At 71.7% G+C, this 15,915-nt stretch carries 16 protein-coding genes and 1 pseudogene; 10 read left to right on the plus strand and 7 right to left on the minus strand.

The window, feature by feature from the left end; genetic code table 11:
• Positions 1-94: 94 nt before the first annotated feature.
• Both rplL and rplJ read right to left on the minus strand, forming a co-directional pair.
• On the minus strand, positions 95-475 hold the full coding sequence (rplL, locus tag ET445_RS00945; protein WP_129188000.1) for a 50S ribosomal protein L7/L12: 381 nt from the start codon (positions 473-475) through the stop codon (positions 95-97).
• 49 nt (positions 476-524) lie between these two features.
• Complete coding sequence (gene rplJ, locus ET445_RS00950; RefSeq protein WP_129188002.1) at positions 525-1,013, minus strand: 50S ribosomal protein L10; 489 nt, start codon at positions 1,011-1,013, stop codon at positions 525-527.
• Between the two features lie 469 nt (positions 1,014-1,482).
• On the opposite strand from rplJ, the gene ET445_RS00955 reads away from it, so the two are divergent.
• From ET445_RS00955 to ET445_RS00965, 3 genes are all read left to right on the plus strand, one after another.
• The gene (locus ET445_RS00955) at positions 1,483-3,132 is read left to right on the plus strand and encodes an MDR family MFS transporter (protein WP_129192346.1); all 1,650 of its coding nucleotides are present in this window, start codon (positions 1,483-1,485) and stop codon (positions 3,130-3,132) included.
• 10 nt (positions 3,133-3,142) lie between these two features.
• Positions 3,143-3,607, plus strand: coding sequence for a MarR family winged helix-turn-helix transcriptional regulator (locus tag ET445_RS00960; RefSeq protein ID WP_243695274.1), 465 nt, complete (start codon positions 3,143-3,145; stop codon positions 3,605-3,607).
• A 118-nt stretch (positions 3,608-3,725) separates the two neighbouring features.
• Complete coding sequence (locus ET445_RS00965) at positions 3,726-4,121, plus strand: RidA family protein (RefSeq protein ID WP_165314252.1); 396 nt, start codon at positions 3,726-3,728, stop codon at positions 4,119-4,121.
• A gap of 34 nt (positions 4,122-4,155) precedes the next feature.
• Here the strand turns inward: ET445_RS00965 and ET445_RS00970 are convergent, their stop codons facing one another.
• Together ET445_RS00970 and ET445_RS00975 are read right to left on the minus strand one after the other, a co-directional pair.
• A complete protein-coding gene (locus ET445_RS00970; protein WP_129188008.1) occupies positions 4,156-5,703 on the minus strand; it encodes a sensor histidine kinase in 1,548 nt (515 codons plus the stop codon).
• Entirely contained in the window at positions 5,700-6,446 is a 747-nt protein-coding gene (locus ET445_RS00975; protein WP_129188009.1) for a response regulator transcription factor, read from the minus strand. Before ET445_RS00975 ends, ET445_RS00970 begins: the two co-directional genes overlap by 4 nt.
• 142 nt (positions 6,447-6,588) lie before the next feature.
• On the opposite strand from ET445_RS00975, the gene ET445_RS00980 reads away from it, so the two are divergent.
• The 3 genes from ET445_RS00980 (at position 6,589) to ET445_RS00990 (ending at position 9,779) form a co-directional block, all read left to right on the plus strand.
• Entirely contained in the window at positions 6,589-8,142 is a 1,554-nt protein-coding gene (locus tag ET445_RS00980; RefSeq protein WP_129188011.1) for an ABC transporter permease, read from the plus strand.
• A gap of 143 nt (positions 8,143-8,285) precedes the next feature.
• Positions 8,286-8,951, plus strand: a complete 666-nt coding sequence (locus ET445_RS00985) for an ABC transporter ATP-binding protein (protein WP_129188013.1) — start codon at positions 8,286-8,288, stop codon at positions 8,949-8,951.
• Between the two features lie 69 nt (positions 8,952-9,020).
• Positions 9,021-9,779, plus strand: coding sequence for an amidase domain-containing protein (locus ET445_RS00990; protein WP_165314253.1), 759 nt, complete (start codon positions 9,021-9,023; stop codon positions 9,777-9,779).
• Positions 9,780-9,806: 27 nt separating this feature from the next.
• On the opposite strand, the gene ET445_RS00995 is transcribed toward ET445_RS00990, so the two are convergent.
• Positions 9,807-10,184, minus strand: a complete 378-nt coding sequence (locus ET445_RS00995) for an SIP domain-containing protein (RefSeq protein ID WP_165314254.1) — start codon at positions 10,182-10,184, stop codon at positions 9,807-9,809.
• A 21-nt stretch (positions 10,185-10,205) separates the two neighbouring features.
• Complete coding sequence (locus ET445_RS01000; protein ID WP_129188019.1) at positions 10,206-10,652, minus strand: SIP domain-containing protein; 447 nt, start codon at positions 10,650-10,652, stop codon at positions 10,206-10,208.
• Between ET445_RS01000 and ET445_RS18545 the strand changes: the two are divergent.
• The 3 genes and pseudogenes from ET445_RS18545 to ET445_RS01015 all read left to right on the plus strand — a co-directional run.
• Positions 10,557-11,219: pseudogene (locus ET445_RS18545) on the plus strand (YqaJ viral recombinase family protein); the annotation flags it as partial. The gene ET445_RS01000 and the pseudogene ET445_RS18545 sit on opposite strands and share 96 nt — an antisense overlap.
• Positions 11,220-11,490: 271 nt before the next feature.
• Positions 11,491-12,309, plus strand: a complete 819-nt coding sequence (locus tag ET445_RS01010) for an alpha/beta fold hydrolase (RefSeq protein WP_129188021.1) — start codon at positions 11,491-11,493, stop codon at positions 12,307-12,309.
• A gap of 198 nt (positions 12,310-12,507) precedes the next feature.
• Positions 12,508-13,506, plus strand: a complete 999-nt coding sequence (locus tag ET445_RS01015; protein ID WP_243695275.1) for an NADP-dependent oxidoreductase — start codon at positions 12,508-12,510, stop codon at positions 13,504-13,506.
• 17 nt (positions 13,507-13,523) lie between these two features.
• Here the strand turns inward: ET445_RS01015 and ET445_RS01020 are convergent, their stop codons facing one another.
• Positions 13,524-14,480 (minus strand): ArsR/SmtB family transcription factor, encoded by a 957-nt coding sequence (locus ET445_RS01020; protein WP_129188023.1) that lies wholly within the window; start codon positions 14,478-14,480, stop codon positions 13,524-13,526.
• Between the two features lie 56 nt (positions 14,481-14,536).
• On the opposite strand from ET445_RS01020, the gene ET445_RS01025 reads away from it, so the two are divergent.
• A complete protein-coding gene (locus ET445_RS01025; RefSeq protein WP_129188025.1) occupies positions 14,537-15,904 on the plus strand; it encodes an MFS transporter in 1,368 nt (455 codons plus the stop codon).
• The last annotated feature ends 11 nt before the right edge of the window (positions 15,905-15,915 follow it).

The following is a 15,915-nucleotide window of genomic DNA, read 5'->3' on the forward strand; positions in this document are numbered from 1 at the left end:
TGCCCCGTGCCGAAACGAATCGGCACGGGGCATCCGTGTGTTCAAGTGACGCGAGTCACCTCAAGCGAGGGCGCGCTCGAGCGAGCGCGCCGGATTACTTGAGGGTGACGGTCGCGCCGGCCTCGACGAGCGCGGCCTGGGCCTTCTCGGCGGTCTCCTTGTTGACGCCCTCGAGGACGGCCTTGGGAGCACCGTCGACGACGGCCTTGGCCTCGCCGAGGCCGAGCGAGGTGAGCTCGCGGACGACCTTGATGACCTGGATCTTCTTGTCGCCGGCAGCCTCGAGGACGACGTCGAACGAGTCCTTCTCCTCGACCTCTTCGGCCGCACCGGCACCGCCGGCGCCGGCAACGGCGACGGGGGCAGCAGCGGTGACTTCGAACTTCTCCTCGAACGCCTTCACGAACTCGCTGAGCTCGACAAGCGTCAGGCCCGCGAACTGCTCGAGCAGCTCTTCGGTGGTGAGCTTCGCCATGATGTTTCTCCTATTTGATGGGGTTGTAGATCACGAGATCGTCGGGCGCTTACGCGGCCGCGGCGGTCTCCAGCTTTTCGCGAAGCGCGTCGATGGTGGCGGCAGCCTTGCCCATCGTCGCCTTCATCATGCCCGCAGCCTTCGCAAGCAGAACCTCGCGGCTCTCGAGCGAGGCGTACTTGTCGACCTCGGCGGCGTCGAGGGTCTTGCCCTCGAAGATGCCGGCCTTGATCACCAGGTTCGGGTTCGCCTTGGCGAAGTCACGCACTGCCTTTGCGGTGGCGACGAAGTCGCCGTGCACGAAGGCGACGGCGGACGGACCGGTGAGGTCTTCGTCCAGCGCCGTGATCCCGGCGGCGTTCGCCGCGATCTTGGTGAGCGTGTTCTTCACGACGGCGTAGTTCGCGTCCTGACGGATGGTGTTGCGCAGCGTCTTCAGCTGGGCAACGGTCAGGCCGCGGTATTCGGTCAGCAGAACGGCGGACGAGCTCTCGAACAGGTTCGTGAGTTCGGCAACCGCGGCTTCCTTGTTCGCCATGGCCACTCCTTGTGTACTCAACGTGCATCGCGGGAGCGATGCACGGCTTCGGAGCGCTGGCGATGGTCTGTGGTCGTGCGGAAACAAGAAAGGCTCCGGCGCAAGCGCGCGGAGCCTGATTCGGGAAACCCAGAACGTCTTCGACACACCTGCGCGGGCCCCTGCATTCGCAGAGCTTCGGTCGTTCGCGCCTTGCGGCACGCACGACGACCAGCGGTCTTCGGCTCCGTACAGACTAATGGATGCCTCGCCGCCCGCCAAATCCGGTCGGATCAGGCCGATTCCACAGTGCAGGCGCCCGCCACGAGGCATCCTCAATGGTTGACATCTATCGATAGTTGACTTTCTGCAACGAAAGGCATATCGTTGACACAGATCAACTTTTTCGTAGGAGCATCCCAACTTGTCTGCAGTCACCGCCGCCGCCGAACCCGGTACGTCCCGGTCCGCGCGCGAAGTCTTCACCGCCATGTCCGGCCTCATCGTCGGCATGTTCGTCGCCGTGCTCTCAGGCACGGTCGTCTCCACCTCGATGCCCGTGATCATCCACGACCTCGGGGGCACCCAGTCCCAGTACACGTGGGTCATCACGGGCAGCCTGCTCGCGACGGCCGTCTCCACGCCCATCTGGGGCAAGCTCGCCGACCTCGTCGACCGCAAGGTCCTCATCCAGCTCTCGCTCACGCTCTTCACCGTGGGCAGCGTCATCGCCGGCTTCTCGACCGACACGAACATGCTCATCGTGACCCGCGTCATCCAGGGCATCGGCACGGGCGGCCTCATGTCGCTCGTCATGATCGCGGTCGCGCTCATCATCTCGCCGCGCGAACGCGGCAAGTACATGGGCGTCGTCGGCGGCATCATGGCCCTCGGCACGATCGGCGGCCCGCTGCTCGGCGGCTTCATGACCGACCACTGGGGTTGGCAGTCCAACTTCTTCGTCGGCGTGCCGTTCGCGATCGTCGCGCTCATCCTCCTGCAGTTCACGCTGCACCTGCCCAAGCCCGACAGCGCCCGCAAGGTGTCGATCGACTACTTCGGCATCGTGCTCATGGCGGTCGGCGTCTCGCTCCTCCTCATCTGGGTCTCGATGGGCGGCTCGCAGTTCGAGTGGGACTCCACGACGAGCTACCTGCTCGTCGGCGTCGCCGCGGTCGCGCTCGTCGCGTTCGTCGTCACCGAGTTCTTCGTGAAAGAGCCCATCATCCCGATGACGCTCTTCAAGAACCGCACCTTCACCCTCGCGGTCATCGCCTCGATCGCCGTGGGCGTCTCGATGTTCGCGACGTCGGTGTTCCTCGCCCAGTACTTCCAGCTCGCGCGCGGCGCCACGCCGACCGAGTCGGGCCTCATGACGATCCCCATGATCGTCGGCCAGATGGGCGCGTCGATCATCATCGGCCAGCTCGTGAGCCGCTTCGGCAAGTGGAAGGTCTGGATGCTCACGGGCGCGGTGCTCATCATCGCGGGCGTCTCCCTCATGACGCAGCTGCGCTACGACACCCCGTTCGGCCTCGTCTCGGTCTACATGATCGTGCTCGGCGCGGGCCTCGGCATGGTCATGCAGAACCTGACGCTCGTCGTGCAGAACGACTCGCCCGCCGCGCAGCTCGGCGCCGCGTCCTCGAACGTCAACTTCTTCCGCACCATCGCCGGCACGATCGGCGTGACGATCATGGGTTCGCTGCTCGCGACGCAGGTCGGCGACTACATGAAGGGCGGCCTCGCGAACTTCCAGCCGGGCTCGCCCGCCGAGCTCGAGGCGCTGCAGGCGCTCGGCAGCGGCAACGTCCCGCAGCCGTCGGCGCTCCCGCACGCGATCCGCGTGGTCGTCGAGGGCGCGTACGGGCACGGCATCGCCGACGTGTTCTGGATCGCCGTCCCGCTCGCGGTGATCGGCCTCATCGCGATCATCTTCCTGCCCAACAAGAGCCTCTCCACGAAGACCGCGGCCGAGACGCTCGCCGCGGAGGCCGAGGAGTCGGTCATCGAGTACGCCGAGGCCGAGCTCGGGGTCACGACGTCCACGTCGTCGGTCGCCGTCATCGAGGGCGACCGGCCGGATGCCTCGACGGGCCGCCGCGGCGACGCCGTACCCTCCTCGGAGCAGGGCCGCTAACATGACCGCCGTGACCGAGTCCGCCCCTGCAGCCGTCGCCGCGCCGACGACCGTCGACGAAGGCATCGCCGCCGTCGAGGAGCAGTTCAGCATCGTCTTCAACCGCGCGCGTGCGCTGTGGTCGGAGTCGGCGAAGCAGATCCACCCCGAGCTGCAGCCCGCGGGCTACAAGCTGCTCGGCATGATCGTGCGGGCGGGCCGGGCGAACGCACACGTGCTCGCCGACCAGCTCATGATGGACAAGAGCGCGGTGAGCCGACAGGTGCGCCTGCTCGAAGACGCGGGGCTCGTCGAGAGCCTGGCCGACGAGCACGACCGGCGAGTGCGGGTGCTCGTGCCGACGGCGGTCGCGATCGAGCGCATCAACGCGGTGCGCGACCGCAACCAGGAGCGGCTCCGCGGGGCGCTCCGCGACCGCTCGGTCGCCGAGCTCGCGAGCTTCGCCGAGATCCTGCGGGCGATCGGCACCGCGTGAGGCGTACGACGAGCGTGTGACGCTCGGGCGGCCGGATGCTTCGGGCCGGGTCTTCTTCGGAAGGCCCGGCCCGCCGTCGTCGGTGTCGATGTCGGTGGTCGGCGAGAGGCTCCATCGCATGGAGATCGTTCACGTCAATCCGCCGTCGCTCCACACGAACCCGGCGTTCAGCCAGGGCGTGCTCGTGAAGGGCGACCACGACATCTTGTACGTCGGAGGCCAGAACGGCACCGACTCGACGGGCGCCATGGTGCCGGGCGGGGTCGCCGCGCAATCCGCCCAAGCGGTGCGCAATGTGCTCGCGGTGCTCGCCGAAGCCGGCGTCGACCAGTCCGCCGTCGTGCGGCTCTCGATCGCGATCGTCGCGGGCGAGTCGCTCGAGACCGCCTATGCGGGTGTCGTGCCCGTGTGGGGTGCGCACCCGACGGCGATCGTCGGGGCGTTCGTCGCCGGTCTCGCGCGGCCCGACGCACTCATCGAGGTCGAAGCGGTCGCAGCGGTGCCGCGCCGGTGATCGACCACGACTCTCGCTTGTAGGGGCAAGGCGCCTACGCGAGCCGCAGCGTCACGGTGAAGACCGTCTCGCCCGGTTCGCTCTCGATGTCGACCGTGCCGTCGTGGGCTTCGACGACGGCGCGCACGATCGCGAGGCCGAGGCCCGTGCTCCCCGCTCGGCGCGAGCGCGAGGCATCCCCGCGCGCGAAGCGCTCGAAGAGCCGGTCGCGGACCGCCGGGTCGATGCCGGGGCCGTCGTCGCTCACGGTGAGGCGGGCGACGTCACCGGTCGAGCCGGTTTCGACCGTGAGGCCGAGGACGACTCGCGTGCCCTCGGGCGTGTGCACGCGCGCGTTCGCGAGGAGGTTCGCGAGCACCTGCCGCAGGCGCGGCTCGTCGCCGTCGACGATCACGGGGTCGGCGGGCAGCACGACCGACCAGTCGTGATCGGGGCCTGCGGCCTGGGCATCGGCGACGGCGTCCGCGGCGAGCGCGCCGAGGTCGACGGGCGCGTGGACGATCTCGCGCCCTTCGTCGAGGCGGGCGAGGAGGAGGAGGTCTTCGACGAGCTCGGTCATGCGCACCGACTCCGACTCGATGCGCGAGATCGCGTGGACGACGTCGGCGGGCAGCTTGCCGCCATGGAGTCGCGTGAGCTCGGCGTAGCCGCGGATCGACGCGAGCGGCGTGCGGAGCTCGTGCGAGGCGTCGGCGACGAAGCGGCGAACCTTGCGCTCGGACTGCTCGCGCGCCGACAGGGCGGATGCCACGTGGCCGAGCATGCGGTTGAACGCGGTGCCGAGCTGCCCGACTTCGGTGCGCGGGTCGTCGACGGGCACGCGTTCGTCGAGGTCGACGTCGCCGCGGTCGAGCGGGAGCTCCGACACGGCCTGTGCGGTCGCGGTGACCCGTTCGAGCGGTTCGAGGGCGCGTCGGGCGAGCAGCGAGCCGGCGCCGAGGGCGATGAGGATGCCTCCGGCGGCGACGCCTGCGACGGTGAGCGCGAGCTGGCGGGTCTGGGCGGCGACGTCGGCGAGCGGCAGCGCGAGCGCGACGCGCACCCCGGGCACGGTCTCGAACGCGAGCGAGCGGTACTCGCCGAGCGTGCCGGCGGTGATGGTGTGCACGAGCCGGTCGGCGGGCACCTGCCCGAGCGCGAGGCGTGCGTCGGCGTCGGCCGCGACGAGCTCGCCGCCCGCGATGTAGGCCGCGTCGGACTGGTCGGCGATGAAGATGCCGCCGAGCGTGCCGTCGGGCTGACCGGGCACGCCGAGGAACCCGCGCACGGTCGCCCGCGGATCGCTCGGGATGCCCGGGCCGGTCGCGATGTCGGCGCGCGACGCCGTGGCACGCAGGCTCGCGTCGAGCCGTGCGACCGACGACGCGTGGAAGAGGACGACGGTCGCGATGCCGACGACGGCGCTGGTCGCGACGAGGAGTCCCGCGACGAGCAGGATGATCCGTCGCCGGAGCGACCAGGGCGGGCGTCGACGCGCAGAACCGGTCGAAGGGGTGTCGCTCGAGACATCCGGATGTTCCGTGGCCGCCGTCGCGCTCGCGCGCGCGGCCGCCGCGTGCCCGGGATCGCCCGGCCGGGTCATCCGCTCACCGCTTTGAGCACGTACCCGGCGCCGCGCACCGTGTGGATCATGGGCGCCCGGCCCTGGTCGATCTTCTTGCGCAGGTAGGAGATGTAGAGCTCGACGACCGACTCCTTGCCGCCGAAGTCGTACGACCACACGCGGTCGAGGATCTGGGCCTTCGAGAGCACGCGCCGCGGGTTCCGCATGAGGAATCGCAGCAGCTCGAACTCGGTCGCCGTGAGCTCGATGGGCACGCCGCCGCGCGTCACCTCGTAGGAGTCCTCGTCGAGGGTGAGGTCGCCGACGCGCAGCACGGGGTCGCGCTCCTGCGCGAGCGTGAGCGTCGAGCGGCGGATGAGTCCGCGCACGCGCGCGACGACCTCCTCGAGGCTGAACGGCTTCGTGACGTAGTCGTCGCCGCCCGCGGTGAGGCCCGCGATGCGGTCGTCGAGGGAGTCCTTCGCGGTGAGGAAGAGGACGGGCACCTCGGAGCCGTCGGCGCGCACGCGCGCGAGCACGTCGAGCCCGTCGATGTCGGGCAGCATGATGTCGAGCACGATCGCGTCGGGGCGGAACTCGCGTGCGGCCTTGACGGCCGCGAGGCCGTCGCCCGCAGTGCGGACGTCCCAGCCTTCGTAGCGGAACGCCATGCGCAGAAGGTCGGCGAGGGATGCCTCGTCGTCGACCACGAGCACGCGCACCATCGAGCCGTCGGGCTTGAACAGGGGCTGGACGCGGCGGGCGGTCTCCTCGGTGCTCATGGCACCAGTATCCTCACGCCGCTATGCGTTTCCTATGGGGCGGCTGGACGTTCGGCGAGGGCGTGCATCACTCTCCGCTTTCATGGGCCATCCATAGGAACGGGAACGAGGATGCATAGCCCGCGTCCCTACCGTCGGGGCCATGTTCATCACCTATCTCCGCCGCGAACTCGCCGGCAGACGCAGACAGACCGCGATCATCGCGATCGGGATGGCGCTCGCGATCGCGCTCGTCATGATCGTCAACTCCGTCTCGGCGGGGGTGCGCGACGCGCAGGCCTCCGTGCTCGAGTCCGTGTACGGCGTCGGCACCGACCTCACCGTCAGTCAGGCTCCGACCGTCCCGGGCGAAGGCGGCACCGGCGGCGCCCGCCCGCAACGCTTCGAGTTCGGCTCGGGCGACGGCCAGACCACCGACGGGTCGACCTCGATCGCGCAGTCCCGGCTCGTGTCGGGCTTCGGCTCGCCGACCTTCGACGAATCGGCCCTCGCGACCGTGCAAGGCGTCGACGGCGTCGCCGCGGCCGCTGCGACCCTCTCGCTCAACAACATCTCGTTCTCGGGCGAACTGCCCGACTTCGCGACGCGCGGCGGCGGCGAAGGCGGCGACGCGCTGCAGCCCGCACCCGGCGACGGCGGCGACCAGCCCCAGGGCGGCTTCGACGGACAGGGCGGCAGCGCGTTCGACGTCGACAGCTTCAGCGTGCTCGGCATCGACCCGGCCGGCGACGCCGTCGGCCCCCTCTCGGCGGTCGAACTCGCCGACGGGCGCGGGCTCGAGGCATCCGACGCCGGTCAGGCCGTGGCGGTGCTCGACGCCTCCTACGCGACGAGCGCCGAACTCGCCGTCGGCGACACCCTGAACATCGGCGGCACCGACTTCGAGATCGTCGGCACCGTGACCTCGACCTCGGCCGACGCCGCGACCGCGTCGAACGCCTACATCCCCCTCGACCTCGCGCAAGAGCTCAGCGACCAGGCGGGCATGATCTCGAGCGTGTACGTGCAGGCCACGTCGAGCGACCGGATCGCCGCCGTGCAGGCCGACCTCGAAGCGGCACTGCCCGACGCGACGGTCTCTTCGCAGTCGGATCTCGCCGCCAACGTCTCGGGCTCCCTCGCGAGCGCGTCGAGCCTCGTCGCGAACCTCGGCCTGTGGCTCTCGATCGCCGTGCTCGCCGCAGCGTTCCTCATCGCGATCCTCTTCACGATCCAGGGCGTCACGCGCCGCACGCGCGAGTTCGGCACCCTGAAGGCGATCGGCTGGTCGAACGGCCGCATCGTCGGTCAGGTCGCGGGCGAGTCGCTCGTGCAGGGTCTCATCGGCGGCGCGATCGGTCTCGTCGTGGGCCTCGCAGGGATCTGGGCCATCAACCTCATCGGCCCGACCCTCGGCGGCAGCGCGACGAGCGGCGGCTTCGGCGGCCGCGGCGGGTTCGCGGGCGGTCCCGGCGGCGCGGGCGACGGCGGCGGCGCGTTCACCGGCGGCGGACCCGGCGGAGGCGGCGGCCCGTTCGGCGCCCTCCGCGAGGCCGCGAGCTCCACGACCGAGGTCGTGCTCAACGCGCCCGTGACCGTGAGCGTCATCCTGATCGCCATCGGCCTCGCCGTGCTCGGCGGACTGATCGCCGGCTCGATCGGCGGCTGGCGGGCCTCCCGGCTCCGCCCGGCCGAAGCGCTGCGGAGCGTCGCATGATCCCCACTCCCTCTCCGAACAGCGCTAACGCGCTGTCCGGAGCCTCCTGGAGCGTGGGCCCAGCCGTCGACGCGGCAGCGACGGAGCACGTCGCCGCCGAGACATCCGAACCTCGAAACGCCCGACCTGAAAGGGGCGCCGCCATGTACCGACTCGAGAACGTGGGCAAGCAGTACACGGGCAAGCGCACCGTGACCGCACTGAAGAACGTGACCCTCGAGATCCCGGCGGGCCAACTCGTCGCGATCCAGGGCCCGACGGGCGGCGGCAAGTCGACGCTCCTGCAGATGCTCGGTGCGCTCGACCGGCCGACGACGGGGAGGATCACGCTCGGCGACCACGAGCTGTCGCACCTCGCCGACGGGAAGCTCGCGGGCATCCGTGCGAAGGAGATCGGATTCGTCTTCCAGGGGTTCAACCTCATCCCGACGCTCACAGCGCAGGAGAACGTCGAGACGGCCCTCGAGCCGCTCGGCATCCCGGGCGCCGAGCGCAAGCGGCGCGCGGCCGACGCCCTCGCGTCGGTCGGACTCGCCGACCGCGCCGGCCACGTGCCGGGCGAGCTCTCGGGCGGCCAGCAGCAGCGCGTCGCGATCGCCCGCGCGCTCGTCAAGGAGCCGCACGTGCTCCTCGCCGACGAGCCGACGGGCGCCCTCGACGAGGAGACCCGCGACGAGATCCTCGACCTGCTCGAGGGCATCCGCCGCGACCGCGGGATCACGCTCGTCATCGTGACCCACGACAGCGCGGTCGCGCGCCGCGCCGAGCGGCGCCTGCACATCAAGAACGGCGTCGTCACCGAGCGCTGACGCGGCAGTCGCGAAGCTGGAATGCGCGTGCTCGGGGGACGTCCAGACTCCATCCTTACGGTGGAGCGGATGTCTCCCGAGCACCGCCTCCCTTCGCTCTCCCCCGCCGTCCGCCGTCGCCGGCGGCTCCTCGCCGCGGGCGTCGCGGGCGCGATCGTCGTCGGAGGCGGCGCGACGTGGGCCGCGCTCGCGGTCGGCGCCGGCCACGACGACCGCCGCAGCAGCGAGTCGCGCGAGGTATCCGGCGCCGACGAACCGGCCGACTCGACGTCAGGCGCCTCCCGCTCGGCCGACGGCACCTCGCCGTCGAAAGCGCAGCTCGCGATCGACGAGTCGCTGCCCGCCGACGTCGTCGCCCAGCTCGAGTACGCGCGAGCGAACTGGCGGTCGACGTCGAACGACCGGTTCGGATACCTCGACGACAACGACTGCGTGAACTTCGCGAGCCAGACGCTGCTGGCGCGGGGCTGGACCGAAGACGACGACTGGTGGTTCGACGCCGACGGCGACCCCTACGCATCGTCCGACGCGTGGGTGAGCTCGACGGCGTTCCGCGACTACCTCGAGGCGCACCCCGAGCGCGCGACCGCCCTCACCGACGCCCAGCGAGACCAGGTGAAGCCCGGCGACATCGTCCAGTTCGACTGGGACGACTCGGGCGACCGCGACCACACGGGCATCGTGACGGCCGTCGACCGCGACCCCGACGGCACCGTGCGCGTCTCCTACGCGGGACACACCGACGCCACGTGGGACCGCTCGGTCGACTACGCGATCACCGAGGTCCACCCCGGCGGCGTCGCGTACTACTGGAGCATCCAGGGCTGAGCGGCGAGCGCATCCCGTCGCGTCGGCTCAGGATGTCGCGGCGAGCTCGTGTTCGAGGTCGCGCGCGTAGGCGTTGACGATGCTCGACGTGCGGGCGCCGAGCCAGATCTCGATGCGGGTGCCGCCGTCGGCGCGCATCCACTCGTCGAGCCAGGCGTCGACGGCGCCCACGAGCACTTCGCCGCGGAGCGCGATCGGCCCCCGCCTCCGCTCGCGGAACAGCCAGTGCACGGCGACGCCCGCCGGCCCGTCGAGACGCACGATCTGCAGCGGGCTCAGCACCTCGACGAACACGATGCCCGCCGTACGCGGGTCGCACTCGCCGAGGCGCTGCCGCATCGCGGGGAGGTCGGCCGCATCGCCCGCGAGGAGCACGCGCGGCCCTTCGGGGTCGGGCTTGCGCATCCGGCTCGCCATCGCCCCGCCCTACCCTTCGCCGAGCACGCCGGTCGTGCCCGCGGCGCCCGCGGCGCTCGCGGCGAGCTCGAGGCCGATCGTGCGCGCGAACCCCGCGGCGAGCGCACTGCCCTCGCACCCGATCCAGATGGCGTACTCGGCGTGCTCGTCGCAATCGGCGCGCATCCACTCGTCGAGCCAGGCGTCGGCGGCGCGCACGACCGACGACCCGTGCGGTCCCGCCGCGCGTCCGTGGAAGAACCAGCGGATCGCGACGCCCTCGGGCGCGGCGATCGAGGGCGCCGGCATCCACCGGTCGGTTTCGATCGCGACGAGTCCGGAGACGTCGTCGGGCGCGGCCGCGAGGATGCGCCGGATCTCATGCAGGTCGCCGAGGTCGGCCGCGATCACGAGGTGACGGCGGGGCGGGAGGTCGTCGTCGGCGGCAGGGCGTCGGGTCGGCGGGAAGCAGAGCACATCACGAGCTTAGGTAAGCCTAAGCTCACTGACAAGACCGGATGTCTCGACGCCGAGACATTTCGTCACCGCGCGCCGAACCGCCACGAGACATCCGCCGTCAGCGCCCGACGGTACGCTCGGAGGGTGACCGATCCGTACGCCCTCTTCGACCTCGAAGAGGCCGCCCCTCGCGTCGCGGCGCTCCTCGCACCGGCGAAGCTTCCGCACGAGGAGCGCATCGTCGCCGACTCGGGCGACCGCGTCGCCTGGTTGCGCGCCCGAGCACAGGGCGTCACCGCGACCGACGCCGCCAAGCTCTCGTCGCACAACGCCGTGCGGTCGACGGCCTGGGAGAAGGTCAACGGCTCGGGCGGCCGCTCGTTCGGCGGCAGTCGCTTCACCGACCACGGCCGCGAACGCGAGCCCGTGATCGCGACCTGGGCGAAGCGCGAGCACGGCATCACGCCATCGACGCTCCTCTTCCACGCCGAGACCGAGCGTCGGCACCTCGCCACCCCCGACGGCCTCCGCGTCGCCGACGGCGGCGCGCTCGAGCTGTGCGAGATCAAGACGACCGTGAAGCCGTGGCGCGGCATCCCCCGCGGCTACCTCCGCCAGGTGTGGTGGCAGCAGTACGTGCTCGGCGCCGAGCGCACCCTCGTCGTCTGGGAGGAGCACGACGACTTCGTGCCGCGCGGCGAGCCGCAGTGCCGGTGGGTCGACCGCGACGACGACCAGATCGCCATCCTCGTCGGCTTCGCCGACGAGCTCCTCGCGCTCATCGCGCCGACCGCGCCCCCGTCGCACCGCCGCCCGGCCGCGGCGACCGCGCCTTCTACCGGCCCGGCCCGCTCGCATGACGGTCCTCCTCCTGCACGGGCTCGGCAACGACCGCAACCAGCCGCTCGAACTGTTCAGCCCCGTGCTCGCGGCCCTCGGCGAGCGCGCGGGCGCCGGCGGCGGCGCCGGCCCCATCGTCGCGATCGACGTGCGCGCCCACGGCTCGTCCCCGATCGTCGGCGAGCCCGGCGACTTCGCACTCGCCCGGCTCGCCGCCGAGGTCGCCGCCGCCGCTCGCGACGAAGTGACCGAGGCCTCCGGGTTCGCCGAAGCCGCCGAACTCGCCCCGTTCACCGTCATCGGCATCTCGATGGGTGCCGCGATCGGCCTCCGCATCGCCCTCGACGGGCTGCTGCCCGTCGAGCGCGCCGTGTTCGTCCGCCCGGCGTTCGGCGACCGATCGCTGCCCGACAACCTCCGCGCGTTCCCCGTCATCGGTCAGCGCCTTCTCGAGTCCGGCCCCGAGGGCGTCGCCGAGTTCGTCGAGACCTCGCTCTACCGGCTCATCGAGCACGAGTCGCCGGCGGGCGGGCGGGGGCTGCTCGCCCAGTTCGCCGCGCCGTTCGCCGAGGAGCGTGCGATGCGTCTCGTCGAGATCCCGCGCAACCGCGCGTTCCGCGACGACGCGGAGCTCGCCGGGGTGTCCGCCCGAGGCACCCGCTCGCTCGTCGTCGGCGCGCGACGCGACCCCGTGCACCCGTTCGCGCTCGCCGAGCGCTGGGCGGGCGGGCTCGGCGCGACCCTCGAGACCGCACCCGCGCGCGACGACGGGCTCGCCGCACAGACCGCGGTCGTGCGCGACGCCGTCGGTCGCTGGCTCGACGCGACGGCGTAGCCCGTCAGGCTGCCGTCGCGGCGAGGCCGATGACGAGGCTGCGACGACGACGCGGGCGACTCCGGCGGCTTTGCGCACGGGGGTTCCTCTCCGGCCGCGCGACGGCGGCACGAGCGAACACTCTCGGCGGGAGGCATCCGGAGCCCGCGATGGTCCACAGCCGCCGCGTGACGCAGAATGGACGGCGGAGGTGCCCCGATGCCCGACCCCACGCCCGGCTCCACGCCCGACCTCATGCGCGCCCTCGTGATCGACCGGCTCGGCGGTCCCGACGAACTGCACGTCGCGTCGGTGCCGAGACCCGTCCGCATCCTCGACGAGGTGCTCGTGCGCGTGATCGCGGCGGGCGTGAACCCCGTCGACGCGAAGACGCGCGCGGGCCGGGGAACGTCGGCGGCGATCCCCTCGTTCCCGACGATCCTCGGCTACGACTTCGCGGGCGTCGTCGAGCAGACGCCGTACGCGGCGCATCCGCTGCAGCCCGGCGACCGCGTGTACGGCATGGGGCGAACGCCGCGAGTGGGCGGCACGTACGCCGAGTACGCGGCCGTGACGTCGATGAGCGTCGCGAAGATGCCCGCGTCGCTCGACTTCGCGCACGCGGCGGCGGTGCCGCTCGCGGCGCTCACGGCGTGGGGCGCGGTCGTCGAGACGGCGCGCGTGCACGACGGCCAGCGCGTGCTCGTGCACGCCGGCGCGGGCGGTGTCGGCCAGTTCGCCGTGCAGTTCGCGGCGTACTTCGGCGCGGTCGTGACGGCGACGGGCTCGGCCGCGAACGCCGAGCTGCTGCGGTCGCTCGGTGCCCGGCACGTCGTCGACTACCGCGCCGAGCGGTTCGAAGAGGTCGCGGGCGGGCAGGACGTCGTCATCGACCTCATCGGCAATGTCGCGGATGACACGGGCACGCGTTCGCTCGCGGCCCTCCGCCCGGGCGGGCTCGTCGTGTCGGTGCCGACGGGCGCATGGCCGACGATGCGCGAGGATGCTGCGGCGTCCGGCATGCGTGCGACGGGGTACGTCGTGTCGGCCGACGCCCGCACGCTCGCCGTGATCACGCGGCTCATCGACGACGGCGCCGTGCGCGTGCACGTCGACCGCGAGTTCGCGCTCGAAGACGGCGCCGAGGCGCACCGCGTGCTCGAGGCGGGGCACGTGCGCGGCAAGCTCGTGCTGCGCGTCGCCGACGACCCGGCGTAGTCGAGGCGTCCGCTCGCTCAGGCGGCGCCCGCGAGGAGCGCCGACCCGAGTTCGCTCCGCAGGTAGAGCACGCTTCGTCCGTACCGTGTGCGCGTGAGGAGCCCGGCGTCGTGCAGTGCCCGCAAGTGCTGGTTGACGGCCGACGCGGTGACGTCGAACCGCACGCCGAGTTCGGTCGACGACGCGGGGTCGCCGAGGGCTGCGAGGAGCCTCGCGCGCGTTTCGCCGAGGATCGCCGCGACGGCGGCGGGGTTCGCGACGCGCTCGGTCTCCCACAGCGCCCCCTGCCCGCGAGCGGCGTACATGAGCATGGGCGGGCCGTCGCCGACGGGCGCCGAGCCGCGCGTCGTGAACATCGTCGGCACGAGTGTGAGCCCCGACCCGCCGATCGCCTTCGTGCGATCCGACGGGTCGCGGAGCCGGATCGAGACGACGCCGTCGGCGTAGTCGACGGTCGACGCGAGCCCGTTGAGCATCGTCGACAGGCCGCTCTGAGCGATGAGCCGCCCGCGGTGCACGATGTCGGCCTCGAGCACGGCGCGCATGCGCGGCCAGTGCGGCTCGAAGGTCGCCTCCCACAGCTCGTCGAGCGCGGCGACGAGTCGGCGCACCGCGGCGCGATGCGGCCCCCGGAACGGCTCGGGCACGTTCCCGTGCACGGCGACGAGGTCGCGTTCGAACTCGGCGGGCGTGATGTCGGCGAGGGCGGCGAGTTCGTCTCCCAGGCGCGTGAGCGGCGACTCGGGGCGCGGGTTCAGGAAGTCGGGCGTCCAGAGGCGATCGTCGATGAGCGCCGTGAGCGCCGCGAGGTCGAGGTGCGAGCGCGCCTCCTCGGTGCGCCGCAGCCACCCGAGTTGGAGCGGGTAGCGGGAAGGGTCGCGGATGCCTCGGAGCGAGAGGCCGAGCTCGCACAACGGGGAGATGCCGAACCGGACGGCCGCGACATCCGCCTCATTGAGCACGTACCGCAACATGTAGGAAAACGCTACATCATTACAGAAGACCGGATGCCTCTGGCAGAACTGTACGGGTGAGCACCGCCCTCGAGACATCCGACCCGAAGCCGACCTGGCGCGCGCGCCTCGCGAACTCGGTCGCAGACCCCGTGCTCCGCATCCTCGTCGGCGCGACCCTCATCTCGCGCGTCGGCCGCGGCATCTTCCTCACCGTCACGGTGCTCTACTTCTCGCTCATCGTGGGGCTCTCCCCGGCCGACCTCGCCGTCATCCTCGCCGCCGCGAGCGGCGCAGGCGTCGTCGCCGCATTCGTCGGCGGCTGGCTCGCCGACCGCTGGAGCGCCAAGAAGCTCATCGTGACGTTCACCGCGATCGGCGGCACGAACCTCGTCGCCTACGTCTTCGCGCACGACTTCTGGTCGGCGCTCGTCCTCGCGACGCTCTTCGGCTTCTTCGACCAGGCCGCGAACTCGACCCGTTCGGCCATCATCGCCCGCGGGTTCGACGGCGAGAGCCGAGTGCAGGCCCGCGCAGTGCTCCGCACCGTCACCAACGTGTCGATCGCCGCCGGATCGGGCCTCGGCGCCCTCGCCCTCGCGATCGGCACCGCCGACGCCTACCGCACCCTCATCGTGGGCGCAGGCATCCTCGACCTCCTCGGACTCGTCCTGCTCGTTCGCCTGCCGGCGCGCGTCGACGCCCCCTCGTTCGGCGCACGCCGCGTGCGCGAGCCCGTCGTCACCGAGACCGGATCGCTCGACGCGCAAGCGACCGCCGACGCCCTGGCCGCCGAACGACGCGACTGGCGCCGCCGCTCTCCCTGGCGCGACCCCCGCTACCTGCTGCTCACCCTCTGCAGCGCCGTGTTCGGCATGCAGTTCGGCGTCGGCGAACTCGCGGTCCCGCTCTGGATCACCCACGAGACCGACGCGCCGAATGTGCTCGTCGCAGTCCTCCTCGTCATCAACACCCTCGTCGTCGTGCTCTTCCAGGTGCCGCTCTCACGCGGCACGCACGACCTCCGCGTCGCCGCGCGCGCCGCGGCCGTCGCCGCTTGGCTCATGGCCGCCGCCTGCGTCGTGTACGCCGCCGCAGCCGGCCTGCCCGTCGGCTTCGCCGTCGCCGTCCTCGTCGTCGCAGCCCTCGCCCATGCGTTCGCCGAAGTGCTCTCGCAGGCCGGCGGGTGGGGGCTGAGCTTCGAACTCGCCGACCCCGCACGCGCCGGCGCCTACCAGGGCGTCTACGGCATGGGCTACTCGGTCGGCGCCCTCAGCGCACCGCTCGTCATCAACGCCACCGCGCTCTCGCACGGCTTCGCCGGGTGGGTTGCGCTCGGCGCGATCTTCCTCGCATCAGGGCTCGGCACGTGGTGGATCGCGCGCCGTGCGGCATCGCGCACGGCGGAATCGACGGCGGACGTCCCGGCGCCCGTCCTCGCGTGAGCGAACGGATG

Origin of the sequence: Agromyces protaetiae (genome assembly GCF_004135405.1) — a bacterium.
Taxonomy (GTDB): domain Bacteria; phylum Actinomycetota; class Actinomycetes; order Actinomycetales; family Microbacteriaceae; genus Agromyces; species Agromyces protaetiae.